This window comes from Micromonospora sp. NPDC005252 (assembly GCF_042872475.1).
GTDB lineage: Bacteria > Actinomycetota > Actinomycetes > Mycobacteriales > Micromonosporaceae > Micromonospora.
In genome coordinates this window covers 86,602-111,581 of the sequence record NZ_JBIAKN010000013.1, presented here as the reverse complement: position 1 = coordinate 111,581, position 24,980 = coordinate 86,602, and the positions used below count along the sequence as shown (strand labels likewise).

The 24,980-nt window shown below is 72.3% G+C and carries 26 protein-coding genes; 14 read left to right on the top strand and 12 right to left on the bottom strand.

Going from position 1 to position 24,980, the window contains the following annotated elements; translation table 11 throughout:
• The first annotated feature begins 85 nt into the window (after window positions 1-85).
• The 3 genes from ACFYPH_RS27255 to ACFYPH_RS27245 are packed head-to-tail and all read left to right on the top strand — an operon-like array spanning window position 86 to window position 5,728.
• The gene (locus ACFYPH_RS27255) at window positions 86-1,651 is read left to right on the top strand and encodes a sodium:solute symporter (RefSeq protein ID WP_354855601.1); all 1,566 of its coding nucleotides are present in this window, start codon (window positions 86-88) and stop codon (window positions 1,649-1,651) included.
• Window positions 1,652-1,662: 11 nt separating this feature from the next.
• Window positions 1,663-2,835 carry an anhydro-N-acetylmuramic acid kinase gene (locus ACFYPH_RS27250; protein ID WP_387185738.1) on the top strand — a complete coding sequence of 391 codons (1,173 nt, stop codon included), beginning with the start codon at window positions 1,663-1,665 and terminating at the stop codon, window positions 2,833-2,835.
• Window positions 2,836-2,860: 25 nt separating this feature from the next.
• On the top strand, window positions 2,861-5,728 hold the full coding sequence (locus tag ACFYPH_RS27245) for an FAD-binding and (Fe-S)-binding domain-containing protein (protein WP_387185735.1): 2,868 nt from the start codon (window positions 2,861-2,863) through the stop codon (window positions 5,726-5,728).
• A gap of 4 nt (window positions 5,729-5,732) precedes the next feature.
• Here the strand turns inward: ACFYPH_RS27245 and ACFYPH_RS27240 are convergent, their stop codons facing one another.
• From ACFYPH_RS27240 to ACFYPH_RS27230, 3 genes are all read right to left on the bottom strand, one after another.
• Window positions 5,733-6,341, bottom strand: a complete 609-nt coding sequence (locus ACFYPH_RS27240) for a DUF305 domain-containing protein (protein ID WP_387185732.1) — start codon at window positions 6,339-6,341, stop codon at window positions 5,733-5,735.
• Window positions 6,338-8,173, bottom strand: a complete 1,836-nt coding sequence (locus ACFYPH_RS27235) for a sigma-70 family RNA polymerase sigma factor (protein ID WP_387185729.1) — start codon at window positions 8,171-8,173, stop codon at window positions 6,338-6,340. The genes ACFYPH_RS27240 and ACFYPH_RS27235 overlap by 4 nt, the downstream gene beginning before the upstream one ends.
• An 81-nt stretch (window positions 8,174-8,254) precedes the next feature.
• Window positions 8,255-8,437, bottom strand: coding sequence for a hypothetical protein (locus ACFYPH_RS27230; RefSeq protein WP_354855611.1), 183 nt, complete (start codon window positions 8,435-8,437; stop codon window positions 8,255-8,257).
• 317 nt (window positions 8,438-8,754) lie between these two features.
• On the opposite strand from ACFYPH_RS27230, the gene ACFYPH_RS27225 reads away from it, so the two are divergent.
• Window positions 8,755-9,555, top strand: a complete 801-nt coding sequence (locus ACFYPH_RS27225) for an SDR family NAD(P)-dependent oxidoreductase (RefSeq protein ID WP_387185726.1) — start codon at window positions 8,755-8,757, stop codon at window positions 9,553-9,555.
• Between the two features lie 8 nt (window positions 9,556-9,563).
• Here ACFYPH_RS27225 and ACFYPH_RS27220 read toward each other — a convergent pair whose 3' ends face one another.
• Both ACFYPH_RS27220 and ACFYPH_RS27215 read right to left on the bottom strand, forming a co-directional pair.
• Entirely contained in the window at window positions 9,564-10,631 is a 1,068-nt protein-coding gene (locus tag ACFYPH_RS27220; RefSeq protein WP_387185723.1) for a DUF2855 family protein, read from the bottom strand.
• 68 nt (window positions 10,632-10,699) lie between these two features.
• Window positions 10,700-11,914 (bottom strand): PP2C family protein-serine/threonine phosphatase, encoded by a 1,215-nt coding sequence (locus tag ACFYPH_RS27215; protein ID WP_354855594.1) that lies wholly within the window; start codon window positions 11,912-11,914, stop codon window positions 10,700-10,702.
• A gap of 312 nt (window positions 11,915-12,226) precedes the next feature.
• Here ACFYPH_RS27215 and ACFYPH_RS27210 point away from each other — a divergent pair, with 312 nt between their 5' ends.
• Window positions 12,227-13,258 carry an ice-binding family protein gene (locus ACFYPH_RS27210; RefSeq protein ID WP_387185719.1) on the top strand — a complete coding sequence of 344 codons (1,032 nt, stop codon included), beginning with the start codon at window positions 12,227-12,229 and terminating at the stop codon, window positions 13,256-13,258.
• A gap of 243 nt (window positions 13,259-13,501) precedes the next feature.
• A complete protein-coding gene (locus ACFYPH_RS27205; RefSeq protein ID WP_387185716.1) occupies window positions 13,502-14,302 on the top strand; it encodes an RNA polymerase sigma factor SigF in 801 nt (266 codons plus the stop codon).
• Between the two features lie 72 nt (window positions 14,303-14,374).
• Here the strand turns inward: ACFYPH_RS27205 and ACFYPH_RS27200 are convergent, their stop codons facing one another.
• The 4 genes from ACFYPH_RS27200 to ACFYPH_RS27185 form a co-directional block, all read right to left on the bottom strand.
• Entirely contained in the window at window positions 14,375-14,548 is a 174-nt protein-coding gene (locus ACFYPH_RS27200; RefSeq protein WP_354855591.1) for a hypothetical protein, read from the bottom strand.
• Between the two features lie 282 nt (window positions 14,549-14,830).
• Entirely contained in the window at window positions 14,831-15,097 is a 267-nt protein-coding gene (locus tag ACFYPH_RS27195) for a zinc-binding dehydrogenase (protein WP_387185713.1), read from the bottom strand.
• Window positions 15,094-15,861 carry a zinc-binding dehydrogenase gene (locus ACFYPH_RS27190; RefSeq protein ID WP_387185711.1) on the bottom strand — a complete coding sequence of 256 codons (768 nt, stop codon included), beginning with the start codon at window positions 15,859-15,861 and terminating at the stop codon, window positions 15,094-15,096. The genes ACFYPH_RS27195 and ACFYPH_RS27190 overlap by 4 nt, the downstream gene beginning before the upstream one ends.
• A gap of 93 nt (window positions 15,862-15,954) precedes the next feature.
• Window positions 15,955-16,497, bottom strand: a complete 543-nt coding sequence (locus ACFYPH_RS27185) for a TetR/AcrR family transcriptional regulator (RefSeq protein ID WP_387185708.1) — start codon at window positions 16,495-16,497, stop codon at window positions 15,955-15,957.
• 83 nt (window positions 16,498-16,580) lie between these two features.
• Between ACFYPH_RS27185 and ACFYPH_RS27180 the strand changes: the two genes are divergently transcribed.
• Window positions 16,581-17,294, top strand: a complete 714-nt coding sequence (locus tag ACFYPH_RS27180; protein WP_387185705.1) for an oxidoreductase — start codon at window positions 16,581-16,583, stop codon at window positions 17,292-17,294.
• Window positions 17,295-17,327: 33 nt separating this feature from the next.
• Here ACFYPH_RS27180 and ACFYPH_RS27175 read toward each other — a convergent pair whose 3' ends face one another.
• A complete protein-coding gene (locus ACFYPH_RS27175; protein ID WP_387185702.1) occupies window positions 17,328-18,239 on the bottom strand; it encodes a LysR family transcriptional regulator in 912 nt (303 codons plus the stop codon).
• Between ACFYPH_RS27175 and ACFYPH_RS27170 the strand changes: the two genes are divergently transcribed.
• The 3 genes from ACFYPH_RS27170 (at window position 18,187) to ACFYPH_RS27160 (ending at window position 20,183) form a co-directional block, all read left to right on the top strand.
• Window positions 18,187-19,149, top strand: coding sequence for an NAD(P)-dependent oxidoreductase (locus ACFYPH_RS27170; protein ID WP_387185787.1), 963 nt, complete (start codon window positions 18,187-18,189; stop codon window positions 19,147-19,149). The genes ACFYPH_RS27175 and ACFYPH_RS27170 overlap by 53 nt on opposite strands.
• Window positions 19,146-19,553 (top strand): RidA family protein, encoded by a 408-nt coding sequence (locus tag ACFYPH_RS27165; RefSeq protein WP_354855585.1) that lies wholly within the window; start codon window positions 19,146-19,148, stop codon window positions 19,551-19,553. Before ACFYPH_RS27170 ends, ACFYPH_RS27165 begins: the two co-directional genes overlap by 4 nt.
• Before the next feature lie 150 nt (window positions 19,554-19,703).
• Window positions 19,704-20,183, top strand: coding sequence for a winged helix-turn-helix transcriptional regulator (locus ACFYPH_RS27160; RefSeq protein ID WP_387185698.1), 480 nt, complete (start codon window positions 19,704-19,706; stop codon window positions 20,181-20,183).
• A 57-nt stretch (window positions 20,184-20,240) separates the two neighbouring features.
• Here ACFYPH_RS27160 and ACFYPH_RS27155 read toward each other — a convergent pair whose 3' ends face one another.
• A complete protein-coding gene (locus ACFYPH_RS27155; RefSeq protein WP_387185695.1) occupies window positions 20,241-20,771 on the bottom strand; it encodes a GNAT family N-acetyltransferase in 531 nt (176 codons plus the stop codon).
• 141 nt (window positions 20,772-20,912) lie between these two features.
• Between ACFYPH_RS27155 and ACFYPH_RS27150 the strand changes: the two genes are divergently transcribed.
• Window positions 20,913-21,794, top strand: coding sequence for an SMP-30/gluconolactonase/LRE family protein (locus ACFYPH_RS27150; RefSeq protein ID WP_387185692.1), 882 nt, complete (start codon window positions 20,913-20,915; stop codon window positions 21,792-21,794).
• 100 nt (window positions 21,795-21,894) lie between these two features.
• Entirely contained in the window at window positions 21,895-23,001 is a 1,107-nt protein-coding gene (locus ACFYPH_RS27145) for an L-dopachrome tautomerase-related protein (protein ID WP_355066628.1), read from the top strand.
• A 31-nt stretch (window positions 23,002-23,032) separates the two neighbouring features.
• On the opposite strand, the gene ACFYPH_RS27140 is transcribed toward ACFYPH_RS27145, so the two are convergent.
• The gene (locus tag ACFYPH_RS27140; RefSeq protein ID WP_387185688.1) at window positions 23,033-23,788 is read right to left on the bottom strand and encodes a dienelactone hydrolase family protein; all 756 of its coding nucleotides are present in this window, start codon (window positions 23,786-23,788) and stop codon (window positions 23,033-23,035) included.
• Window positions 23,789-23,986: 198 nt separating this feature from the next.
• Here ACFYPH_RS27140 and ACFYPH_RS27135 point away from each other — a divergent pair, with 198 nt between their 5' ends.
• Window positions 23,987-24,421 (top strand): hypothetical protein, encoded by a 435-nt coding sequence (locus tag ACFYPH_RS27135; RefSeq protein ID WP_387185685.1) that lies wholly within the window; start codon window positions 23,987-23,989, stop codon window positions 24,419-24,421.
• Window positions 24,418-24,852 carry a universal stress protein gene (locus tag ACFYPH_RS27130; RefSeq protein WP_387185682.1) on the top strand — a complete coding sequence of 145 codons (435 nt, stop codon included), beginning with the start codon at window positions 24,418-24,420 and terminating at the stop codon, window positions 24,850-24,852. Before ACFYPH_RS27135 ends, ACFYPH_RS27130 begins: the two co-directional genes overlap by 4 nt.
• The last annotated feature ends 128 nt before the right edge of the window (window positions 24,853-24,980 follow it).

The window sequence follows — 24,980 nt, the reverse complement described above, 5'->3', positions numbered from 1 at the left end:
CAGCCCGGACGGACGCTGGCAAAAAGTTTCGCGTTAGTGTGGGCCAACGTCACTTATTGACAATCCGCTGGGTGGGGAGTGAACCGTGCGCCAACTCGACCTTGTCGTGATCGTGCTGTACCTCGTGGTGATCGCCTTCGTCGGACTGCGCCTGTCCGGCAAGCAGAAATCCGCCAAGGACTACTTCGTGGGCGAGGGCCGGCTGCCGTGGTGGACCGTCTCGTTCTCCGTGGTCGCCACCGAGACCAGCGTCCTGACCGTGATCAGCGTGCCGGGTGGCGCCTACAGCGGTCAGGGGTTCGGCAACGTCGAGCTGGCCCTGGGCTACGTCATCGGTCGCGTCGTCGTGGCCACGGTGCTCATCCCGCTCTACAAACGGGGTGGGTTCGTCAGCGCCTACCAGTACCTCGGTGAGCGGTTTGGCCTGAAACTTCAGGGTCTGGCGTCGGTCACGTTCGTCTTCACCCGCCTGCTCGCCGAGGGTGTCCGCCTGTTCGCCTCGGCCATCCCCATCAAGCTGCTCCTCGACGAGTTCGGCCTGCACGTCGGCTACCAGGCCATCATCGTGGTCCTCACGCTCATCACGGTGGTCTACACCTACCTCGGCGGCATCAAGGCGGTCATCTGGACCGACGCCATCCAGATGGGGCTGTACCTGGGCGGGGCGATCCTGGCCATCGCGGTGCTCAGCCACGCCGTCGGCTTCGACGGCTACTCGCAGGCGCTGGACGCCGGCAAGTTCCAGCTCTTCGACACCAACTTCACCCTCGCGCACGTGCTCACCAGCCCGTTCGCCCTGCCGACCGCGATCATCGGTGGTGCCATCTTCGCGATGGCCAGCCACGGATCGGACCAGCTGATCGTCCAGCGCATCCTGTCCACCCGCACGCTGCGCGACGGGCAGAAGGCGATGATCTCCTCGGGCGTCTTCGTGGTCATCCAGTTCGCCGCGTTCTCCCTGGTCGGCGCGCTGCTGTGGTCGTACAACAAGGGTCAGACCTTCAAGGAACTCGGCCTGGCCAGCAGCGACAACCTCTACCCGAGCTTCATCCTGCACGCCCTGCCGGTCGGCATCTCAGGTCTGCTGGTGGCCGGCATCCTCGGCGCCGCGATGGGTTCGCTGTCGTCGGCGTTGAACTCGATGTCGAACTCCACCGTCGCCGACTTCATCCACAGCTTCTCGCGCAAGGTCCCGTCCGACGACGCGATGCTCCGGCTCGCCCGGGTGATGACCCTGGTCTGGGCGGTGCTGATGGCGATCTTCGCCTGCGCGTTCAGCTCCAGCACCGGAAACGTCTACCTGACCGGTCTGACCATCGCGGGCTACACCTACGGGGCGCTGCTCGGGGCCTTCCTGCTCGGCCGTCTGGTCAAGCGGGCCAACCAGGTCGACGCGTTCATCGCCTTCCTCGTCACCGTGGCGGTGATGACCTACATCGTCCGCTTCGTCAAGATCGATGTGACGACGGCGGGTACCACCACCGCGACCGCCATCGCCGCGCAGTGGCTGGTGCCGATCGGCGTCCTGATCACCCTGGTCGTCGGCGCGGTGTCGAGCCGGTTCCACCCGGCCCCGGAGACGCCGTACGACCATGGACGACGCGACGAGGTCGACGACGACGCCGCGACGGCACCCGCCGGCCGGGCGTGAAGGAGGACGCGATGCGCGTGATCGGCCTGATGTCCGGAACCTCCTACGACGGCATCGAAGCCGCCGCAGCCGAGTTCGACCTGAGCGGCGACAACCTGCGGATGCGACCGCTGGGCCGGCTCAGCCACCCGTACCCCGAGCAGCTGCGCGCCCGGATCGCCGCGGCCCTGCCACCCGCGACGACCACCACCGAGGCGATCTGCGTGCTGGACACCGGCATCGGCCAGACCTTCGCCGAGGCGGGCGTGCGGGCGGTCGCGGAACTCTGCCGCGGCCGGGCCGACCTGGTCGTCTCCCACGGCCAGACCATGCACCACTGGGTCGAGGCGGGTACGGTCCGCGGCACCCTCCAGCTCGGTCAGCCGGCCTGGATCGCGGAGGCCACCGGCCTTGCGGTCGTGGCCGACCTGCGCAGCCGCGACGTCGCCGCCGGTGGCCAGGGCGCACCCCTGGTCGCCCTGTTCGACGCGCTGCTGCTGCGCGGCCTGCCCGGCGTCCCCGCCGCGCTGAACCTGGGCGGCATCGCCAACATCACCGTCGTCGCGCGGGACGCGGATCCCCTCGCGTTCGACACCGGGCCGGCCAACGCGCTCCTCGACGCCGCCGTCCGCCACTTCAGCGGCGGCGTCGAGGAGTACGACCGGGACGGGCGCGGCGCGGCAGCCGGGCAGGTCAACCCGGTCCTGCTGCGGCGGCTGCTCGACGAGCCGTACTACCGGCAGCCCGGCCCGAAGAGCACCGGCAAGGAGCTGTTCCACCTGCCGTACCTGCTCGCCGCCCTCGCCGACGCCCCCACGCCGGAGCCGAACGACGTGCTGGCCACGCTCACCCGGCTGACGGCGGTCACGGTGGCCGACGCCTGCCGCGAGCACGGCGTCACCCGCCTCGTCGTCTCCGGCGGCGGCGCGCACAACCCGACGCTGCTGCGGATGATCAGCGACGAGCTGCCGGACGTCCACCTGACGTCCAGCGACGAGGTGGGTGTCGCGTCCGACGCCAAGGAGGCACTGGCCTTCGCGCTGCTGGGCTACCTGACCGTGCACGGGCTGCCGGGCACCCTGCCCTCGGGCACCGGCGCACGGCACGCCTCGGTGCTCGGCAGCATCACCCCCGGCCGCCAACCGCTGCGGCTGCCGGCGCCGGTCGACACCGCCCCCGAGCGGATGCTGATCGTCGCCGACTGACCACCCCTTCCCGGGAGGATCGCCCATGAGCACCGTCGTTCCCGTGCCGAGCGCCGCCGGCGTCCGCGCCCGCGAGGTCGCCGAGTTGCTGCGCTCGCGCCTCGACGATCCGACCCGGGCCAGCGCCGAGCTGCCCCGGAGGCTGGCGGCGGCGCACGACGCCTCGCCGTACCTGTTCGAGCCGCAGGCCGTGGTCCGCGCGGCCTCGGCGGCCGAGGTGGGCGCGCTGATGGTCGGCGCCCGGGAGGCCGGCGTGCCGCTGACCCTGCGCGGTGGCGGCACCAGCCTCGCCGGGCAGGCCGGCGGCGCGGGCGTGCTGGTCGACGTGCGCACCGACTGGCGGCACGCCGAGGTGCTCGACGACGGCCGCCGCATCCGGCTCCAGCCGGGCCTGACGATCCGGCAGGCCAACGCCCGGCTGACCCGCTACGGCCGCCGGCTCGGACCGGATCCGGCCAGCGAGTCCGCCTGCACGGTGGGCGGCATGGTGGCCAACAACTCCAGCGGGATGACCTGCGGCACCACCGACAACGCGTACCGCACCATGGAGTCGCTGCGCTTCGTCCTCCCGTCCGGCACCGTCGTCGACTCCGCCGCGCGCGACGCCGACGACCGGCTGCGCGCCGCCGAGCCCGAGCTGCACGCCGGGCTGCTGCGCCTGCGCGACCGGGTGCGCGCGACGCCGGGGTCGCGGGCCACGATCGAGCGGCTGTTCGCCATGAAGAACACCATGGGGTACGGACTGAACTCGCTGCTCGACCACGACAGCCCGGTCGAGATGCTGGCCCACCTGATGATCGGCAGCGAGGGCACGCTCGGCTTCGTGGCCGAGGCCGTCTTCCGGACCGTCGAGATCCACCGACATGCCGCCACCGGCCTGCTGATCCTGCCCGGTCTCAGCACCGCCACCGACGCGCTGCCCGCCCTGCTCGCCGCCGGCGCGCGTACCGCCGAACTGCTCGACGCCGCCGCGCTGCGGGTCAGCCAGCGCGACCCCGACGCGAGCCCGGCCCTGCGCGGGCTGACGGTCGTCGGGCACGCCGCGCTGCTGGTGGAGTTCGCCGAGGACACCGCGAAGCGGCTGGCCGCGACGCTGGCCGACGCCCAGCCCGTGCTCGACCGGCTGCCCGCCGTCACCGGCACCGAGCTGACCCACGACCCGCGCGAGCGGGCCAAGCTCTGGCACCTGCGCAAGGGCCTCTACACGGCGGTCGCCGGCGCCCGCCCGCCCGGCACCACGGCCCTGCTGGAGGATGTCGCCGTGCCGATGCCGCGCCTGACCGGCACCTGCGACGGGCTGATCCGCCTGTTCGAGCGGCACGGCTACCCCGACGCGGTGATCTTCGGACACGCCCGCGACGGCAACCTGCACTTCATGCTGACCCAGTCCTTCGACACACCGGCCGAGATCGACCGCTACGCCCGGTTCACCGACGACATGGTCGACCTCGTGCTGGCCGAGGGGGGAACACTCAAGGCCGAGCACGGCACCGGTCGCGCCATGGCGCCCTTCGTCCGGCGACAGTACGGCGACGAGCTGTACGACGTGATGCGCGAGCTGAAGCGGTTGTGCGACCCGAGCGGCCTGCTCAACCCCGGCGTACTGCTCAACGACGACCCGACGGTGCACCTGCGGCAGCTCAAGGCCGTCCCGACAGTCGATGAGGAGCTGGACGCCTGCGTGGAGTGTGGCTACTGCGAACCGGTCTGCCCCACCGCCGACGTCACCACCACGCCCCGACAGCGCATCGTCCTGCAACGGCAGATCGCCCTCGCCACGGCCGCCGGGGACGAGGAACGCCGCCGGGAGCTGACCGCCGACTACGACTACGCCGCGGTGGACAGCTGCGCCGCCGACAGCCTCTGCGTCACCGCCTGCCCGGTCGGCATCGACACCGGCGCGGCGATGAAGCGGCTGCGCGCGGAGCGGCACAGCCCACTCGCCCAGCGCACCGCCCGCGGTGTCGCCCGGCACTGGAAGGGCGCCGTGGCCGGCGTCCGGGTCGGGCTGAACGCCGCACACGCCGTGCCGACACCGCTGACCCGCGCCGCCACCGGGGTGATCCGTGCACTCGGCGCCACCGAACTCGTACCACAGTGGAGCGCCGACATTCCGCGCGCCGGCGGGCCCCGCCCCGAGCCACGCAGCGCGCCGGACGCACGGGCGGTGTTCTTCGCGGCGTGCATCGGCAGCGTCTTCGCACCGGAGGACGGCCCGTCCGGCGGCTCGGCGGCGGCGTTCCTGCGCCTGTGCGAGCTGGCGCGGGTGCCGGTGGTCGTGCCGGCCGAGACGGCGGGGCTGTGCTGCGGGACGCCCTGGCAGTCCAAGGGCTACCCCGCCGGCCACCGCGAGATGGCCGAGCGGACCCTGGCCGCGCTGTGGACGGCCAGCGACCAGGCCCGCCTGCCCATCGTGTGCGACGCGTCGTCCTGCACCCACGGGCTGACCCAGCTGACCGCCGCGCTGGCCGAAAAAGACCGGGCACGGTACGCCGCTCTGCGTTTCGTCGACAGCGTCACCTTCACCGCCGAACACCTCCTGCCGGCGCTGCCCGAACCCCGGCGTCTGGGCTCGCTGGCCCTGCACCCCACGTGCTCCACCGTGCACCTCGGCGGCATCGACGACCTGCACACCGTGGCCCGGGCGGTCGCCGACACCGTGACCGTGCCGGACAGCTGGGGATGCTGCGCGTTCGCCGGAGACCGGGGGCTGCTGCATCCGGAGGTCACCGGCGGCGCCACCGCCGCGCAGGCCGCCGAGGTCAACCAACGCGACCACGACGCGTACGCCTCCTGCAACCGCACCTGCGAGATGGGCATGAGCCGGGCCACCGGGCAGTCGTACCGGCACGTGCTCCAGGTGCTCGTCGAGGCGATCGAGCCGCCGGCCTAGTCCGTCACTGCTGCTCAGCCCTCTGCCGTCCCAGAGCGTTCAGTTCGGCAGCCCGCGCCTTTTGGATCCGGCCGGCGAGGGTCTTCACCTCCGGGCTGCCTCCGGCGGTCTGTTCGCCCCGGCACAGCACGACGGTCTGCGCGAGGTGCGCCCGGATCAGACCGACGGCCCGGGACCGCACCTCGGCCTCGGGAGCGGCGCGCAGCTCGGCGAGAGCGGCCTCGGTGACCATGCCGGGCATCTGATGCCCCGCATGGATGTTCTGTTCCGGCATGTTGCCGGCGGCCAGCAGCCTGCGCAGTTCCACCGACTCGGCCCGGTGCGCCGCCCGGATGTCGCCGAGGACGGCGCGCAGCGCAGGGTCGGCGGCCGACGGACGATCGTCGAGGGCGTCGATCAACGCGAGCGCACCCTCGTTCATCGGGAGCAGCAGCTGGATGAAGGCGTCATCGGTGCCGTTGAGCAGTACCGGCGGAGTCGGCGCGGGAGCGGCTGACGCAGGCGCGGCGGTCCGGTCGGTGCGGCCCGCATCCCGGGTCAGACCGACGGCCAGCGTCGCGACGACGCCGACGATCCGCCCGGCCCGCCCGGCCCGCCCGGACAGCCTGTTCAACGCGCGGCCTGGAACGCGCGGCCGATCACTGTCGGCGTGGTGCCGTCGCTGAACAACCCGGACCGGTCCTTGTCGGTGGCGGGGAGGCCGAACCAGGCGTATCGCTGCACGTAAGAGAGTTGGCCGAGCATGCCGGCAGCCGCGGTGAGGAAGGCCGCCTGCTGCTCCTGGCTCGGAAACTGTTGACGCCCGCCGTCGTAGCGGATCAGAGCGAACTCGGTCAGCCAGATCGGCTTCTGGTACCGCTGGTGGACGGCCTGCAGGTACTGCCGGAGCTGGTTCACCGCCGCCGCGGTCGTGAAGTCGGCGCCGTACCAGTGCAGGGTGATGAAGTCCACCCGGTGACCTCGGGCCTCGGCGCCGGTCATGAACCGGTCCAGCCAACCCTGCGGGTCCGGGCCGCCCCAGGCGACCGCCGGGCTGCCCAGCCTGCTGCCCGTCGCCATCAGTTGCGGCCACAGGTCCAGGGCCTGCTCGACTGTCATGTTCGCCTGTTCGGGCAGGTCCGGCTCGTTGAAGGTGAGCAGGTACGGCCCGGCGGCTCTGGCCCGGGCCAGCTCCGCGGCGGTGACGTTCTCCGCGCTGCGGATCATGGGTACGAACGTCGCGCCGCGCGGAGTGCTGATCCCCGGGTGCTGGGTGCCCCAGGTGTAGTACCAGCCGGCCTTCGAGCTGGCCAACGCCTGGCTCGCTCCGGCGAAGTTCCACACCCCGACGCCCTTGCGCGCGGAGCTGACCGCCGCCGGTGCGACCGGGGCCTTCGACGTGGGGCGCGCGCTCGGTGACGGCGCGCTGCTCGGGGAGGCGGACGCGGAGGCGACGGTGGTGGGCGCCGCGGGCGGCGGGACGGCCCAGGAGGGCCCGGCGGCCGGATCGTCCGGCAGCACCACCACCACCGTGGTGATCGCGAGGACCGCGGCAACCACTCCGGCGGCCAGGTAAGGAACCACACCACGGGGCGCGTGCACCGCAAGCTCGCCGACGCCCGGGGGATGCGGTCCGACGGCCGGCGCGGCGGCCGGGGGCACGGTCGCGCTCGGGACGTGGGCGCTGAGGCCGGCCGGCAGTGGCAGCATCGGCATCCCGGCGAGCAGCCTGTCGATCGGCAGGAACGTGGTGCCCAGGTGCCCGCAGAACGCGCAGTCACGGATGTGTCGGGCCAGCCGCTTGCGCCACAGCGGGCTGGGAGTGCCGTCCCACTCGGCCGCCACCGCGCGCAGGTCCGGGCAGCCAGGGCGGGCACGCAGGGCGCGGACGACGCCCCGGGCGCTCTGGATCTGCTCCTTCATCCGGTGGATGCGCACCGCGACGTGTCCCGGCGACAGACTCGCGGCCTCGGCGATCTCGGCACGCGTCAGCTCGCCGGTCTCCTCCAGCCACCAGAGCGAGAGCAGTTCCTGGTCGTCCGGGTCGAGCCAGCGGGTCGCTTCGGCGACCTCACGTCGTTGGTCGGTGAGGCCGAGCCGGAGGATCGTCATCCCGGCGAAGTCGGAGGCGGGGTCGGGCACGTTGTGGATCGCGTCGAGCCCGGCGTCCCGGTTGAGGGCGATGCGGCGACGCTGGTCCCAGTCGCGCACCTGACGGATGGTGATCGCCACGAGCCAGGACCGGTACGCCGCCGGGTCGTTGAGCGCGGGCAGGTGCCGGATCACCCGTACCAACGTCTCCTGGACCACGTCGTCGACGTCGGCGTGGCCGCGGAGCGCACGCCCGACGATGTTGTAGACCAGCGGAAGCGAGGCCGCCACGACGTCGTCGAGAGCGCGCCGGTCGCCCTGTCGAGCCGCGACGACCAGCCCGGGATCGGGTGCTGCCCGACCGGCTGACGACATGGGTCCCACTCCTCCTGCGCTCGGTCCGGTCGGCGCGCGTGCGCGCTGACCGCCTCGTGATCGGAGACGAGCGGCGGCGGGTCAGATTACGGTTTTCTCCTCCGGTCGGCCGGGCCGGTCGGCCGGCGCGCCGGACTCGGCCTCGGCCGCGAAGGGGGTACGCAGGCGGGTCATGGACGCGGCACTGACGTCCGCGGCCGGACTGCGCTCGTCGTCGACGACCCTGCCCCCCTCGATGGTGAAGGGGTTGCGGGCGGAGGTCATATCGGGCACGAGGTGCTCCAAAAGATGTGCACGGCAGCGCTCGACTCAGTCATCGGCAGCTTCGAAGCCGTGGGAGGCGGAGGGGCGGGCCCGGCGATGGGCCATCGGTGCCCGCACCCACAGCCTAGCGGCAGGGGACGACCGGCGGGTGCTGGACCAACGCCACCGGCGGATGACCAGCGGTTTCCGCCCCAGCCGAGGCGGGGCCGTGAACTGTCCGACTCACCCTGCCGGGTCGGGCCGGCACGGCTACGGTCGAGATTGCGGAAGCCGTCCCCCGACCAGGGTTCGGTGTGGTGCGAACGGACAGGACAGCCATGACGGTTCAGATCGATCTCGCCGGCAGGACCGCGCTGGTGACGGGCTCGACCCAGGGAATCGGCGCCGCCATCACGGTCGGGCTCGCCCGCGCGGGGGCCCGGGTGGCCGTGAACGGCCGTACCGCCGCCTCGGTCGAGCGCGCTGCCACGGCGCTGCGCGTCAAGGTCCCCGGCGCCGAGGTCGTCGAGGTGGACGCCGACGTGTCGACCGACGACGGTACGGCCCGCGCGCTCGACCTCCTGCCCAGCGTCGACATCCTGGTCAACAATCTCGGCGTCTTCGGCCCCACTCCGGCGCTGGAGATCTCGGACGACGAGTGGCGTCGCTACTTCGAGGTGAACGTGCTGGCCGGCGTCCGGCTGACCCGCGCCTACCTGCCCGGGATGATGGAACGCGACTGGGGGCGGGTGCAGTACATCGCCAGTGACTCGGCGGTCGCCATCCCCGCCGAGATGATCCACTATGGCGTGTCGAAGACGGCTCTGCTCGGCGTCTCGCGCGGGTTCGCGAAGGCCGCCGCCGGCACCGGCGTGACCGTCAACTCGGTGCTGGCCGGGCCGACCCACACCGGGGGCGTGGAGGACTTCGTGGCCGAACTCGTCGGCGACAGCCTGCCGTGGGACGAGGCGCAGCGGGAGTTCATGCGGCTGCACCGGCCGCAGTCGCTGCTCCAGCGGCTCATCGAGCCCGAGGAGATCGCCAACCTGGTCGTCTACCTCGCCTCTCCGCTCGCCTCCGCGACGACGGGCGCGGCGGTCCGGGTCGACGGCGGCTACGTGGACGCGATCGTCCCGTAACGGCCGGCTCAGAGCTGGACGACGTGGCCGACCCGAGGCGGCGTACGACCGGCGAGGACGTCGAGCCACGCGTGTCGCAGCGCCTCGGGACCGTTGCCGACCCGCACGTCGAGCCACCCGCTCACCGCCGGGACGAACCGCTGCCAGGCGTCGGTGAACCGCCTGTCGAGCCCGTCGCGGCCCCAGTCCCGGCTGCGCTTGCGCATCTGCACCGGCGCGAAGAAGACCTCCCCGGCGGCGTCCGCGTTCGGCGTCTGGTTGGTGAGCCCGACCGCGATGTCCCGGACGAGCCGGTCGCCGAGGTGAGCGCGCAGCGCGGTCCGGGTCGCGGGCGCTCCGGACAGGTCGAGGTACACGGTGGCGACCGCGTCGAGGGCGTCGATGTCGTCGTACGCGACGACGTCGTCATAGCAGCCGAGTGACCGTGTGAACGCGACGTTGCCGGGCGAGGTGAGCCCGACCAGTCGCGGGCCGCGACCGTGCAGTTCGGACGCGGCAGCGTACGCGGTCTTGCTCGACGCCGATGACAGAACGATCGACCGCGCGCCGTAGAAGTCGTTGTCGACGACCTGGTCGGCCAACATGAACGAGGTGAAGAACAGCGGCCGGAAGAGGATCAGCAGGTCCTCCTGCCCGGCCTGGTAGACCGGGTCTGAAGTGGTCGACCGGTACGCGTTGTACGGCGAGGGCAGCTCGGCCCGGTGCGGGCTCGCGTCGCGGAACCCGGACGCGTCCACCCGGTCCGGCCGGACCACCAGGTGGCCAGCGGGCGGCAGGTAACCGTAGACCCGTTGGCCGACCTCGACCCCGGCAACCGTCGAGGCGAGCACGTCGGCGAAGCCCCACAGCGGCGGAAGCCCCCACTGCGGCCCGAGCCCTTGGGGGCCGGGCGGAAAGAACTCCCAGTAGCGCATCGCGTCGCCGAGCACCGCGTAGGTCACGTTGTTGGCGGTGAGGCCGACGCGGTCGACGCGCAGCAGCGCCGCGCCGTCGGGCAGCGCGGGCGCCTCGGAGTCGGCGAGCGTGGTCTGGCGGAGGTCGGCACGGGCCACGGCGAAGGTCCACGAGTCAGCCATGGTGTGACGCTAGACAGCCCCGAATTCTAAAGACAAGTGCACTGGAAGTGCAAAATCCCACTCGGCGGTCAGGGCTGGGGCGCGGTGACGTGCCGCAGGTGCCCCAACGGCAGGTGCGGGGGCTGCCACTCCAGGAACAGGGCCGTGGCGTCGTCGTCGAGCTGCTCGTCCTGGTACGCGAGGACGGCGCGCACCAGGCGGCGCATCGTCTCCGGGCTGGGCAGCCCGTCGTTGAGGGCGCGGTTGACGAAGTCGACGAGCCGGTCCAGCCCGAACCGCTCCCCGTCGATGCTCTTCGCGTCGGTGATGCCATCGGTGTAGGCGAGGATGCGGTCGCCGGGGTGCAGCTCCTCCTCGTACACCTGGGGTCGTGCCTGCGACAGGTGACCCAGGCCGAGCGGCAGCGCGGTCGGCCCCGGCAGCTCCCGGATGGCCTTGCCGTCGCGCAGCAGCATGGCGCCGGGGTGCCCCGCGTTGATGATCCGGAGCCGACCGGTGCGCCGGTCCAGTTCGGCGAGCAGCGCGGTGGCGAAGTAGCTGGGGTGCTCGGAGCGCACCCACCGGTCGATGCTGATGGCCGTGTCGACGAGGTCGAGGCCGGACCGGCGGGCGTTGCGGTACGCGCTGACCGCCAGCGAGGCCAGGGTGCTCGCCTTGATGCCGTGCCCGCAGGTGTCGAAGAGCCCGAGGCTGAGCACGTCGCCGTTCAGCGCGTAGTCGAAGATGTCGCCGCCGACGTCGTAGCACGGTTCGAGGATCGCGGTGACCACCAGGTCGTCGGTCGCGAAGGTCAGCGGCGGCAGCAGCCCCCACACGATCTCGGCGGCGACCTGCATCGGCAGGCGTCGCCGCATCCGCTCGACGACATCGCCGTAGAGCCGGCGGTTCACCAGGACCTGGGCGACGTTGACCGCCAACTCCCAGGCCGGCCCGTCCAGCGCCGTGTCGGCGGCGGCCGGCGACACGACCTCCAGCACACCCAGCCGCTCGCAGCCGAGCAGCAGCGGCACCCAGAGCCGATCCGGGTTGTCGGCGGCACGCTGCACCTCGAGGGTGGTGAACGCCCGACCGGCCAGGGTCGTGTCGATCGTCAGCTCGTCCCGGGCGAGGCCGGCGCCCAGCAGGGGCACGAGACAGGACTGGTTGTAGTCGGCCAAATAGATCACGATCTCGGTGGCACCGATTGCCGGCGCGGCCCGGGTGACCAGAAGCGCCAACTCGTCCGGCCCGCCCCGGGGTGCGTTGAGCTGCAACCAACGCGCCGCGTCGCCGGCGTCGACCAAGCTCCACCTCCCGTGTCCTGACCACCGTAGAAGCCCGGCGGCGAACTGCCAACGTGCGGAGCCCGTACGAGACGAGGGACTCCCTGCAGCCGCCCGGCCCGGTGCGCCACCGAGAGGCGAATGCCGGTCAGCTGCGGCCATATTGAGCGTTAAGGGAATTTTGAGGCATTAGATGTGCAAAAGTTCAATACGTCCCATCTGCGGTTCGGAGTGCGGCTGTCAACCGCCGACTCGGCCGGCGTCCGGTGAGACGCATTCGTGAAAGGGCATATCGTGACAACCACACTATTGCGCCGACCTCGACGCGCGGTCATGTCCGCGTTGACGGCCGTCGCCGCCGGCGGAGCGGCAGTCGCCGTCCTCATCTTCAGCGGCACCGGCGCGAGCGCGGCCGAGGCGCCGGTCAACCTCGGAACGGCGGCGAACTTCTCCGTGCTGGCGGGCTCGACGGCCACCAACACCGGGCCGAGCTTCCTGGCGCAGAGCCTCGGCGTCAGCCCCGGCAACACCGCACCCGGCTTTCCGCCCGGCATCGTCGGCGGGGAGATCCACCTCGGCGACGCCGTGGCACTGCAGGCCAAGAACGATCTGACCACCGCGTACAACGACGCCGCCGGCCGGACGCCGTTCACCAACCTGCCCGCCGAGCTGGGCGGCACCACACTGACTCCGGGCGTCTACCGGATCGGCGCCGCACAGCTGACCGGGACGTTGACGCTCAACAGTCAGAACGACCCGGCGGCGGTGTTCATCTTGCAGATCGACTCCACCCTCATCACCGCCTCGAACAGCAGCGTGGTGTTCATCAACGGCGCCTCGCCCTGCAACGTCTACTGGCAGGTGGGCAGCTCGGCCACGATCGGCACCGGCACCCGCTTCATGGGCAACATCCTGGCCCAGACCTCGATCACCATGAACACCGGCGCCACCCTCCAGGGCCGCGCCCTGGCACAGACCGGGGCGGTCACCCTCGACACCAACACCATCAACGCACCCGTCTGCCTTCAGCCGACGGGAACCCCCACGTCGACCCCGACCGGGACACCGACCGGCACGCCCACCAGCACGCCAACCGGCACGCCAACCGGGACCCCGACCGGCACGCCGACCGGCACGCCGACTGGCACCCCGACCGGGCAGCCCACCGGGACACCGACCGGGCAGCCCACGGGCACCCCGACCGGCCAGCCAACGCTGGTCCCCACCCGCACCGAGTTGCCCGTCACCGGCGGTAGGGGCGGCGGCGGCCTGCTGCCCGCCCTGACCGCGGTCGGCAGCATCGCCGTCGCCAGCGGCGCAGCCCTGCTGCTCCTTCTGCGCCGACGCCGACAGCTCGAGTCCTGAACAGGTGCCCCGGCGGCCGGTTGACCGGCCGCCGGGGCCACCCCCCAGGCGCACCATTGCAGCGCGTCTAGCTGCCCAATCTCATACTTTCGGCTAGTCATTGCTCGCACTTTCAGGTAACGTGCACACCGCACCTGAACGACATGACGCGGCGGCGAGGCCCGTGGTTGTGGTCCTGTCGACAGCGCATCGGATTCTCTCCGGTCGTCCTGGTCGACGGGCAGACACGGAGAGGACCAGCCCATGCTCACGACTGTCGAACCCAAGGTCGGCACCGCTGTCAGCCGACGGAACGCCGCCGGCACGGACGAACTGATCGTCGAGCTGGCCACCACCGCGGCCGACGACCCGCGCCGACCGGCCCTGCGGGACCGCGCCATCGAGGCGTGGTTGCCGCTCGCCCGCCATCTGGCCCGGCGCTACTCGGGTCGCGGCGCCCCCGACGAGGACCTGACGCAGACCGCGATGGTCGGCCTCATCAAGGCCGTCGACCACTTCGACGCGACCCGGGGCGTCGACTTCAGCGGGTACGCCATCCCGACCATCGTCGGCGAGATCAAGCGATACTTCCGGGATCGCACCTGGTCGGTGCGGGTGCCGCGCCGCCTTCAGGAACTCCGGCTCTCGATCAGCGCCGCCAACAGCACACTGACGCACACCCTGGGCCGCTCGCCGACGGTTGCCGACATCGCGAGCTACCTCGACGTCTCCGAGGAGACCGTGCTGGAAGGGCTGGAGGGAGCCCGGGCGTACCGGGCGACCTCACTGTCCACACCCACCGGCATCGACGGAAGCATGGAACTCGGCGACACCCTCGGGGAGCGGGACCACGAGTTCGACCTCGTCGACCTCCGCGTCGCCCTCGGCCCGGCGCTCGCCACGCTGCCCGAACGCGAACGCCGGATCCTCAGCCTGCGGTTCCACGGCAACCTGACCCAGGCCCAGATCGCCGAGCAGATCGGCGTCTCCCAGATGCACGTCTCCCGGCTGATCACCCGATCGTTGGCCACGCTGCGCGGGCACCTCTCCGAGGACTTCGCCTGATTCCACCCGACCGCCGCGGCGGACCACCTCGACCCGCTCGGGCCGGGGCGACCGGCCCGAGCGGCACAGCCCCTACGAGGCCGGCGCGTCGGCCAGGTCGGCGGGGTCGAGATTCAGGGTGGCGAGCAGCCCGGAGTGCTTGGCCGGGTCGACCCGCTCCGGCAGCTCACGCTCGACCCAGTCGGCCCTGGCCTGCTGACCCCGATCGCGTAGCGCGCTGACGATCCGGTGCCTGGCGATCCTCATCTGGTGCTCCCCTGATTGAGCCGCCCGAATTACGGGTGGACGGCGGTGCGAAAGCGCGGGTGGGATGCCGGGCGCTGTGCGGTGAAATCCGAACGGCGGGGACGTGGCTGGCGACAACGGCCAGCACGCCGCGGCGACGGGTGACGGCGATCGGTAATGCCCTGGCGGGCTGGTGGCGGCGACATCCTGCGGCCACCGGGGGCCCCGGGCGACATACCCAGCCTACGCCCCGGCCAGTGCGGCTGCACGCGCACGGCATCCGGGCCCCGGCACGCTGGCTGGTCAGGGCTCCAGCACGACCTTGCCCGGCCGGCTGCGGGCCTCGGCGAAGACCAGCGCGGCGGAGACCTCGGTGAGCGGGTAACGGGCGGCGATCTGCGGCACGATCACGCCCTGGCGGAGCAGGTCGAGCACGATGCCGAGGTCGGTACGCAGCCGACGCCGGAACGCGGCGGCGCGGGTGCGGCGGCCGGACCAGAAGTTGTAGAACCCGACCCGGTGACCGTTCGGCAGGGCGTTCCAGGTGTAGAGGCGGGCCAGCAGCTTCACGAAGACCCAGACGATCGAGCGTGCGGAGCCCAGGGCGGAGCGTTGCCGTAGACGACCAGCTTGCCGCCGGGGGCGAGCAGCCGGTACGACGTGCGTACGCCTGGGCCGGCGACCGGGTCGAAGACGGCGTCGACGCCGCCGGGAGAAAGCGCGCGGACCCGCGCGGCCAGGTCGGGGTCGCGGTAGTCCAGCGGTTCGACGCCGAGTTCCCGCAGCGCCGTGTGGTGTCGCGGGGCGGCGGTGCCGATGACCCGCAGCCCGAGGTGGCGTCCGAGTTGAACGAGCACGGTCCCGACGCCGCCGTTCGCGCCGTGCACGAGGATCGTCTGACCGGCCCGCAGGCGGGCGCCGTGCAGCATCTGCCAGGCGGTCACCCCGTTGACGACGACGGTCTCGGCCGCGGCCGGGTCCAGGCCCGGCGGGACCGGGGTGAGGTCGTCGACGCTCACCACTGCGTGCGTGGTCCAGGCGCCGGTCTTGGTGACCGCTGCGACCCGGGTGCCGACCAGCGAGCCGTCGCCTCCCGGTCCCACCGCCCGGACGGTGCCGACGAGATCGTAGCCGGGCACGAACGGGAAGGCCGGCTGGCCGGGGTAGAGGTCGCGGCGCATGCTCTGCTCGGCGTACGAGATGCCGGTGGCCTCGACCTCGACGAGCGCCTGGCCCGCCGCGGGAACGGGCATGGCGCGTCGGTTGACCTGGAGCCCGTCCGGCTCCACCACGCCGGGCAGCACCACTTCGGTGATCATCTCGTCGGTTGTCATCGCGTTCTCCCTGTTTGTAAGTGTGCACTCACACACATGTTGGGTGGAAAAAGTGGGCCGCCAGGAAGCGGCCCGGTGGTGCGGTCGTCGGGATCAGGGGTGGCGGATGCCTGCGGTCAGCGCACGAGCCCACGGCTCGGGCACCTGCTCCAGGCCGGCGGTCACGATCAGGTGGCAGAGCTGGCCGTACGCGAAGAACTGCTGGACCTGCGCGTCGCTGGCGCCGGACCGACTCCCCACGAAGGTGGCGACCTGCCGGTAGCCGGCGCGCACCGCCTCGGCGATCTCGGGGACGTCCGTGACGGCCTGCGCCTGCACCTGAAACAGCAGGAGATCACGGTCGGCGATCAGCTCGGCGTAGGCGTCGCCCATCGCCTCCAACACCTCCTCCGGTCCGGCGCCTCCGGCACGCTCCGCCCCGGCCTCCAGCGCCACGACGATCCGCTCGAAGCACGCCCCGGCGGCCGCCACGAACAGCCCGAGCTTTCCGGCGAAGAGCCGGAAGACGTACGCCTCGGAGATGCCGGCGGCGGCCGCCACGGCGGTGACCGGGGTGGCGTGGAAGCCGGTGCGCGCGAACGCCGACACGGCGGCGTTCAGAACGGTGGCCCGGCGGGCCTCAGCGGTGGATCGCATGTTTGTAAGTGTGCACTCACAAACAACTCTCGTCAAGCCCGCCGATCACGGCGCGATGCGCAGGGCCCGGATCTGGCTGTCCGGTGACTGGCTGTGTCACTACCAGGAACACCTACTTCTACGGCCCGGTGGTGGTGAACGAGCTGATCCGCGAGGCGCTGCACCCGTACCCCGAGGATCTGCACCTGGTCACCAAGGTCGGCGCGCGACGCGGCGCCGACCGTTCCTGGATCCCGGCGCTGGAGCCGGACGAGCTGAAGGCCCAGGTCCGGGACAACCTCCAACACCTCGGTCTGGACGTCCTCGACGTGGTCAACCTGCGGGTCGGTGTGGCGGAGGGCACCGGCGACGATCCCCTGTCCGAGCAGTTCGGCGCCCTCGCCGAGTTGCGGCAGGAGGGGCTGATCCGGCACCTCGGGCTCAGCAACGTCACGCTCGACCAGCTCACCGAGGCCCAGGCCATCGCCCCGGTGGTCACGGTGCAGAACCTCTACAACCTCGCCAACCGGCAGGACGACGCCCTGGTGGACCGGTGCGCGGCGGAGAACATCGCGTTCGCGGCGTTCTTCCCGCTCGGCGGGTTCACGCCGTTGCAGTCCGACATCCTCAACGCCGTGGCCGCCCGGGTGGGCGCCTCGCCACAGCAGGTCGCCCTGGCCTGGCTGCTGCAGCGCTCCCCCACCACCGTGCTGATCCCGGGCACGTCGACGCTGGCACACCTGCGGGAGAACCTCGCCGCGGCCGACCTGACGCTGCCGGCCGACGCGATCGCGGAACTCGACACCATCGGCGGGTGACCCCGGACGCGGACCGTCGTGCGGCGGTCCGCGTCACCCGCCCGCCTCGCTCAGGCCCGCCCCCGCCGCCCGGTCAAGATGAGTGAGGAACCGCCGCACCGCCGGTGGTCGGCTCCGCCCGGCGACTGTCGCGGCGAAGATCCGCCGGACGGAGGCGTCGTCGGGGTGCAGGCGGAGCAGGGTCAGGTCGGATGGAGCGGCGCGTACGGCCAGGGCCGGCACCAGCGCGACGCCGAGACCGGCCGCGACACAGCCCAGCTTGCCGGTCCACTCGGCCGCGACAATGTCGATCCGCGGGCGAAAACCCGCCGGCAGGGTCGCTCGCAGCAGAGTCTCCTCGGCGGTCGCCGAGCCGGCGATGAACGACTCGTCGGCCAGGTCGCGCAGGCGGATGGTCCGCCGGTGGGCGAGCCGATGCGCCCGCGGTACGGCCACCAGAAGCGTCTCGTCGACGAGGTGGTGCAGGTCGAACTGGTCGCGGTCGAGCGGCTGGTCCGACGCGGCGCTCACCACGGCGACGTCCGCTTCACCGTCGACCAGGCGCTCCAGCAGCTTCGGTGTGAGCCCTTCGACAAGCGACAGGGCCACCTCGGGATGGTCGGACTTGAAGCTGGCCAGAGCACGTGGCACAAGCGCGGCGACCGCCGTGGGGAACGCGCCGACCCGCAACCGCCCGGCGGACAGGTCGCGCAGTGCCGCCAGGTCCCGCCGGGCGGTGTCCAGCCGGTCGAGCACCGCCTCGGCGTGGCCGAGCAGGCAACGGCCCTGCTCGGTCAGGGCGACACCGCGCGGCATCCGGTCCAGCAACGGCGACCCGGTCTCGGCTTCCAGCGCGGCGATCTGTCGGGACACCGCCGACTGGGTGTAGCGCAGGCTGCGGGCCGCGGCCGTGATGGAGCCGTGCTCGGCGACGGCACGAAAGACCTGGAGCGCGTTCAGCTGCATCGTGACATGCTCCCGCAGCATGGCAGCGATGCATAAGAGTCGTTGGTGGCATGGCTTCCCGTCCCCTAGCCTTGCCGATATGTTCGAGATCGCCCTGTTGGGTACGGGCACGATGGGCACCGCGATCGGCCGTCGACTGCTGGCCACCGGGCATCGGCTCACCGTCTGGAATCGCACGTCCGAACGCACGGTGCCGCTCGTCGACGCCGGAGCGCGAGTCGCCGGCAGCCCAGCCGAGGCGGTCCGCGACGCCGACGTGGTGATCACCATGCTCACCGACGCGGTCGCCGTTCGGCACACGTTGGTCGACTCGGGTGCGGCACTGGCGCTGCGGCCGGGCACCCCCGTGATCGAGATGTCCACCATCGGTCCCCGGGCCGTGGCCGAACTGGCCACGCTGCTGCCGGCGGGAGTACCACTGGTCGACGCCCCGGTCGCCGGCAGTGCCGGCGCTGCCGAGACGGGCCAGCTCGTGGTGTTGGCCGGCGGGGAGAAGACGATCGTCGACCGGGTCGCCCCGCTGCTGGAGACGCTGGGTACGGTCCGCCGCTGCGGCGACTCCGGTCGGGGCGCCGCGTTGAAGCTGGTGCTCAACACCGCGCTGATCACCGCGGTCACCGCGGTCGCGGACGCCCTCGCCGTCGCGGACGCCGTCGGCGTCGACCGACGTACCGCGATCGATGCACTTGGCACCGGGCCGCTCGGCGGCGCGATCGCCCGGGCGACCGCCACGGACGCCGCGTTCGCCGCCGCCCTGGCCGCCAAGGACGCCCGGCTCGCCCTCGACGTGCTCGGCGACGCGCCAGCGCCCCTGCTGCGCGCCGCCGCGTCGGCGTTGGCGGCCGCGCCCCATCCGGAGGGCGACATCGCCCGTCTCGCTGACAGCGCCGCACCGGAGGAGCAGAAGTGAACCTGACCCTGGACAATCCGACGACCGTCGCCGCGCCGTTCGGCGACCGGTTCGCGCACGTCGCCCGCCTCGACCTGCCAGGGGGCGCGTTGCTGATGCTCTCCGGTCAGGTTGGTGTGGACGACGCCGGCGCGGTGGTCGCACCCGGCGACGTGCGAACGCAGTCAGAACGGATCTTCGAGTTGATCGGAGCGCTGCTCGCGGCGCACGGCGCCACCTTCGCCGACGTGCTGCACGTCCGGACGTTCCTGACCGACCTCGGCGACCTGGCCGGCTATGCCGACGTCCGCAACCGCCACTTCGGGCAGACCAGGCCCGCCAGCACCACAGTCGAGGTGAGCCGGCTCTTTCTCGACGGCGCGGTGCTGGAGGTCGAGGTCACCGCGGCCGTGACCACGGGTTGACCGCGATCGGCTGATTTCAGTGGTGGTCGGCGCAGTCGGCGCTCCGGCCTCAGTGCTGGTGGGGGCGGCGCTGGCTTGCATTTGCAGAAGTCAGCAGTCCCCAGTGAATCACCTGGCTAGCTTCGGCGCAAGCCAGGTAGACTGGGCGGCATGGAGGACCTACGGGACAACCGCGAATCCTGGTCGATGGAGAACTGCTCCGTCGCACGGGCGATGGACATCGTGGGCAGCCGTTCGACGATCCTGATCATGCGCGAGGCACTGCTCGGCACGCGCCGTTTCGACGACTTCGTCCGCCGGGTCGGAATCGGCGAGCCCGCCATGGCGGCCCGCCTCAAGGAGATGGTCGCCGCCGGGCTGCTCGAACGGATCCCGTACCGGGAGCCGGGACAGCGCACCCGCCACGAGTACCACCTCACCCGCAAGGGTCACGAACTGCTGCCGGTCATCACCGCGCTGCGCAACTGGGGCGACACCTGGAGCGCCGACGAAGCCGGCCCTGGCATCCTCGCCACCCACCACGACTGCGGCGAACCCGTCCGTGCGGTGCTCCGTTGCGCAGCCGGGCACGACATCAAGAGCGGCGACATCGACATCACCGCCGGGCCGGGCCTGATCCGCCGCGACTGACGCCCCCGGCCAGGCGACCGACACCTGGGGGCGCGTCGGGGGCCGGCGACGTGCCGGTCAGTCGACCCGCTGGGCCAGCACCTGCCCCGGCCAGGCTCCCGCGCGGAAGGTCTCGGTGCGGGTGAACCCGTGGCGTTCGTAGAAGGCCACCAACTCGCCGCCACCGCCCGCCCAGCAGTCGACCCGGAGCAACCGCACGCCGGCTCGCCGGGTTTCCTGCACGGCGTGCGCCAGCAGGGCCGACCCGAGGTGTCGACCGACGAATCGTCGGTCGGAGACCAGGAGCCGGACGTACCGCTCGGGCTCTTCCGCGGGAGTGATCGGTGTCTGCGGATGAGGCCCGGAATCCAACACCAGAGCGCCGGCTGGCGTTCCGTCCAGTTCCGCGATGTACGGAAGGTTCTCGGTCAGGTACCGATCGACCAGCTCGACCCCGCCGCGCTTCTCCGAGAACGGTGTCGTGCCCCACTGCTCGGTGTTGCCCCGCGCGTTCATCCAGGTCACCGCGGAGTCGAGCATGGTCAGTACGGCGGCTGCGTCAGCCGGGCCACCGCGTCTGATCCGTATGCCGCGAGTGGTGTCGTCCATGGCGGAACTGTAATCGTGGCGGTGGCCGCCAGCGGTCGCCGCCCGGGGCGACTGGGAGGGCCTGCCCGACCGGGCTGAGTTGGCGCTGCTCGACCACGGCCCCGGCGGTACGGTCCGCTGACGATCCTTTTAAGGAGCACCATGGAGCTGACCGAGCCGACCGTCTGGAGCACCGACCGGCTGGAGTTGGGTGAGGGCCTGCGCTGGGTCGACGACCGGCTGGTCCTGGTCGACCTGCTCGCCGGGCGACTGTTGGAGACCGACGGCGACGCCCCGACCCCGCTGCGGGAGCTGCGCCGCCTGGACGTGCCGCTCGGCGCGGTCGCCCCGGTAGTCGACCGACCGGGCGAATGGCTAGCCGCCGCCGGGACCGGCGTCACCCTGCTCCCCGCCACCGGCGATCCCCGACCGCTCGCCGAGCTGGTCGACGACGCGCCCGAGCCGACCCGGATGAACGACGCGGTCGCCGACCCGCACGGCCGTTTCTGGGCCGGCAGCATGACGTACGCGATGGCGCCGGGCGGCGGCACGTTGTTCCGCCTCGCCCCGGGCGCCGAGCCGGTCCCCGCGGTGACCGGGCTGACCATCCCGAACGGGCCGGCGTTCGACGCGACCGGCACCACCATGTACCTGGCCGACACGCCCCGCGGCGAGATCGACCGGTTCACCGTCGACCCCGCCACCGGCGCCCTGCGCGGGCGGGAGCCGTTCCTGCGGCTGTCCCCCGCCGACGGCGGCCCGGACGGCATGACGCTCGACGCGGCCGGCCACCTCTGGATCGCGCTGTGGGGCGGCTCCGCGGTACGCCGCTACCGGCCCGACGGCACCCTCGACCGGGAGATCCGACTGCCGGCCAGGCAACCGGCCGGCATCTGCCTGGGCGGCCCCGACCTGCGGCGACTCTTCATCGGCACCGCCCGCGTGGGGCTGGACGCGGCGGGCCCGCAGGACGGCGCGCTGCTCGCGGTGGACGTCCCGGTGCCCGGTCTGCCCGCCGCGAGGGCCGGCGCACCAGTGAGCTGATCGGAGGCATGTCGGACGCCCGGGCGGGAACAACCGCACCCGAGTGCGGTGACAGCCGACCGGTGGGGAGCGAGCCGATGAGCACCGTGGGGTGGACGTCATGAACGGGCCGGTCGGCGACGAGCCGCTCGGCGAGCTGGAGCTGGTACACACGTTCACCGGGCCGATGCCGACCGGGGTGAGCGTCTCGCACCGGGGCCGGATCTTCGTCAACTTCCCCAAGTGGGGTGACGAGGTGCCGGCCACCGTCGTCGAGGTGCGCGACGGTCGGGAGGTGCCCTACCCCGACCAGGCGTGGAACGACCCGTCCGGCGACGACGACGCGGGCGCGTTCGTGTCGGTGCAGAGCATCGTGGTGGACCCGGCCGACCGGCTCTGGGTGCTGGACACCGGCAGCCCGATGTTCCAGCCCACAAAGCCGGGCGGCCCGAAGCTGGTCCGGATCGACCTGGACACCGACACGGTCGCCCAGGTGATCACCTTTCCGGCGGACGTGGCGCTGCCGACGACGTACCTCAACGACATCCGTTTCGACCTGCGGCGGGGCGAGTCGGGGGTCGCCTACATCACCGACTCCGCGTTCGCCGGGCCGAACGGGATCATCGTGGTGGACCTGGCCAGCGGGGCCTCCTGGCGGCGGCTGCACGACCACCCGTCCACCAAGGCGGAGCCACTGACGTCGTTCCGTCCGGTGGTCGAGGGCCGGCCGTTCCTGGAACGGCCGGCCGACGGGCCGCCGAAGCCGGTGGGCATGGGCTCCGACGGCATCGCCATCTCCGCCGACGGCACCCGGCTCTACTACTGCCCGCTGGCGTCCCGACGCCTGCACAGCGTCTCCACCGAGGCGCTGGCCGACCCGTCGGCCACCCAGGAGGCGGTCGCCGCGACCGTGGTCGACGAGGGCGACAAGGGCACCGCGTCGGACGGGTTGGAGAGCGACGACGCCGGGCGGCTCTACCTCACCGCGTACGAGCACAACGCGGTGCTGCGTCGACTGCCGGACGGCGAGTACGAGACGCTGGTGCACGACCCGCGGCTGCTCTGGCCGGACACCATGTCGGTGGCCGCCGACGGGCACCTCTACGTGACCGCCAACCAACTGCACCGGCAGCCGCGGTACCAGCGGGGCCAGGACCTGCGACGCAAGCCGTACGCGCTGTTCCGCACCCGCATCGACGCCGGCCCGGTGCTGCTGCGCCGCGGGTAGGCATGCCCACCCGGGCGGCGGGTAGGCCGCGTCAGCTCGCCGGCAGGGTGCGGTCCAGCAGGTCGAACAGGGCCGCCCAGTGCCGCTCGGCGGCCTGCTCGTCGTACGCCGGGGTGTCGGCCATGGTGTAGCCGTGGTGCGCGCCCGCGTACACCTCGGAGCGGTAGCGCACCCCGGCGGCGTCGAGCGCCTTCTCCAGCGTGGCGATCTGCTCGGGCGTCATGGACTGGTCGGCGTCGGCGTGGCCGAAGTACACCTCGCCGGTGATCGAGCCGACGCCCAGGTGTGGGCTGTCCGGCGCGTCGGTGACGATCCGCCCGCCGTGGAAGCTCGCCATCGCGGTGATCCGGTCCGGGTGCGCCTCGATGGCCCGGAGCGCGTTGGTGCCGCCCATGCAGTAGCCGGTGATGGCGACCGGGCCCGGCCGGACGTCGTCGCGGGCGGCCAGGTAGTCGAGGTACGCGGCGCTGTCCCGGCTGATCACGTCGGGGGTCAACGCGCCGACCAGCGGCATGATCTTCTCGAAGAGCGCGCCGCGCTGGTCCGCCTCACCGAGTCGGGACAGGTCGAACAGCGGCGCCCGGCCGGCCCGGTAGAACAGGTGCGGCGTCAGCACCAGGTAGCCGCGTTCGGCGATCCGCTCCGCCATCTCCACGAGGCGGGGCCGAGGCCCGAAGGCGTCCATGAACAGCAGCACCGCCGGAAACGGGCCGTCCCCGTCCGGGCGGGTGAGGCTTGCGTCCGCGATCCCATCGCCGGTCGGGATGTCCACCGTCGTCGTCTGCACCGAGCCTCCTCGTACGCCGATCTTGGTCCGTCTGGCACGTTACTCGCCGCGCCGGCGTGCCCGACACCGGTCCTCCAGGCCGGGACCGGCACTCCAGGCCGGGACACCGCGTGAACGGCGCGTCAAGAATCGGCGCTGGCCCGTCGAAACGGCGTATCGACGGGCGCTGGGCGGCCGACGGGCGGTGACGATGGGTCCATGAGTCCTTGGCGGATGACACGCTGGGAACGCGGGAACCTGCCACCCGACACCGACCCGATCGAGCCGGCCCCGGGCCCGAAACCCGCGTCCATCGCGGCCGGCCGGGCAGCCGCCGCCGCGGGCGCGCCCGAACGCCGGCACGAGGCGCTGGTCAGCGTCCGGCTCGGCCCGTCCGCGCCCGGCAGCCACCTGGTGGAGTACCTGCGGCACGAGCCGTGTGCCGTCGCGGCGTGGTGGATCGCCGCCGACGTCGACGCCGTGGTCCGCCTCTCCGCCGACAGCATCACCGTGCTGCACCGCGCCGTGGCCGATCTGCGCCTGCGTGCCGGAGTGGAGGTGGCCGAGGCCAACTACATCCTCCGCGCGCTCGACCTGGCCGCGCCGGCCGACCGGCACGACGACGCCCCGGTGTGGGCGGTGCCCGCCGCATGAGCCGCCCCGCCGTTGCCCACCGGATCGTCGTCGGCGTCGACCGGTCGTTCGCCGGAATGCAGGCGCTGCGTCGGGCCGTCCAGCTCGCCCGCCGCGAGGGCGCGCAGGTGGACGCCGTACGCGCGTGGGTCTTCGCACCCACGTGGCGGCCCGGCACGCTGACCTGGCGCTGGCAGGACGAATGCGACCGGGCCGCCCTGGTCTACCCGCGCGGCGTCTTCGACGCGACGATGGGCGGCATCCCTCGGGACGTCACGGTTCGACTGGTGACCACCCAGGGGTACGCCGGACAGGTGCTCATCGACCACGCGGACCGGGAGTCCGACCTGCGCGTCGTCGGCAGCCCCGGCCGCGGCCGGTTCGGCCGGTCACGCGGACACGTGACCCGGTACTGCGTACGACGTGCCGGTAGCCCATCCCCGGCTCGGTGATGAGGTGGCGGGGCCGAGCGGGGTCGTCCTCCCAGCCGAACGGGATCCGGTTGGCCGCCTGGGTCAGGCACATCCGGAAGCAGTACGCCTGGATCCGGTCGTCGGCGCTGCCCCGCGGGGCGAGCGGC

What these genes read in the sequence shown, in the direction of transcription:
- ACFYPH_RS27250 (WP_387185738.1), top strand. Translation starts at nt 1,663, where the DNA reads ATGCGCGTGATCGGCCTGATGTCCGGAACCTCCTACGACGGCATCGAA.
- ACFYPH_RS27245 (WP_387185735.1), top strand. Translation starts at nt 2,861, where the DNA reads ATGAGCACCGTCGTTCCCGTGCCGAGCGCCGCCGGCGTCCGCGCCCGC.
- ACFYPH_RS27235 (WP_387185729.1), bottom strand. Translation starts at nt 8,173, where the DNA reads ATGTCGTCAGCCGGTCGGGCAGCACCCGATCCCGGGCTGGTCGTCGCG.
- ACFYPH_RS27230 (WP_354855611.1), bottom strand. Translation starts at nt 8,437, where the DNA reads ATGACCTCCGCCCGCAACCCCTTCACCATCGAGGGGGGCAGGGTCGTC.
- ACFYPH_RS27225 (WP_387185726.1), top strand. Translation starts at nt 8,755, where the DNA reads ATGACGGTTCAGATCGATCTCGCCGGCAGGACCGCGCTGGTGACGGGC.
- ACFYPH_RS27220 (WP_387185723.1), bottom strand. Translation starts at nt 10,631, where the DNA reads ATGGCTGACTCGTGGACCTTCGCCGTGGCCCGTGCCGACCTCCGCCAG.
- ACFYPH_RS27210 (WP_387185719.1), top strand. Translation starts at nt 12,227, where the DNA reads ATGTCCGCGTTGACGGCCGTCGCCGCCGGCGGAGCGGCAGTCGCCGTC.
- ACFYPH_RS27205 (WP_387185716.1), top strand. Translation starts at nt 13,502, where the DNA reads ATGCTCACGACTGTCGAACCCAAGGTCGGCACCGCTGTCAGCCGACGG.
- ACFYPH_RS27200 (WP_354855591.1), bottom strand. Translation starts at nt 14,548, where the DNA reads ATGAGGATCGCCAGGCACCGGATCGTCAGCGCGCTACGCGATCGGGGT.
- ACFYPH_RS27190 (WP_387185711.1), bottom strand. Translation starts at nt 15,861, where the DNA reads ATGACAACCGACGAGATGATCACCGAAGTGGTGCTGCCCGGCGTGGTG.
- ACFYPH_RS27185 (WP_387185708.1), bottom strand. Translation starts at nt 16,497, where the DNA reads ATGCGATCCACCGCTGAGGCCCGCCGGGCCACCGTTCTGAACGCCGCC.
- ACFYPH_RS27170 (WP_387185787.1), top strand. Translation starts at nt 18,187, where the DNA reads ATGGAGCCGTGCTCGGCGACGGCACGAAAGACCTGGAGCGCGTTCAGC.
- ACFYPH_RS27175 (WP_387185702.1), bottom strand. Translation starts at nt 18,239, where the DNA reads ATGCAGCTGAACGCGCTCCAGGTCTTTCGTGCCGTCGCCGAGCACGGC.
- ACFYPH_RS27160 (WP_387185698.1), top strand. Translation starts at nt 19,704, where the DNA reads ATGGAGGACCTACGGGACAACCGCGAATCCTGGTCGATGGAGAACTGC.
- ACFYPH_RS27155 (WP_387185695.1), bottom strand. Translation starts at nt 20,771, where the DNA reads ATGGACGACACCACTCGCGGCATACGGATCAGACGCGGTGGCCCGGCT.
- ACFYPH_RS27150 (WP_387185692.1), top strand. Translation starts at nt 20,913, where the DNA reads ATGGAGCTGACCGAGCCGACCGTCTGGAGCACCGACCGGCTGGAGTTG.
- ACFYPH_RS27145 (WP_355066628.1), top strand. Translation starts at nt 21,895, where the DNA reads ATGAACGGGCCGGTCGGCGACGAGCCGCTCGGCGAGCTGGAGCTGGTA.
- ACFYPH_RS27135 (WP_387185685.1), top strand. Translation starts at nt 23,987, where the DNA reads ATGAGTCCTTGGCGGATGACACGCTGGGAACGCGGGAACCTGCCACCC.
- ACFYPH_RS27130 (WP_387185682.1), top strand. Translation starts at nt 24,418, where the DNA reads ATGAGCCGCCCCGCCGTTGCCCACCGGATCGTCGTCGGCGTCGACCGG.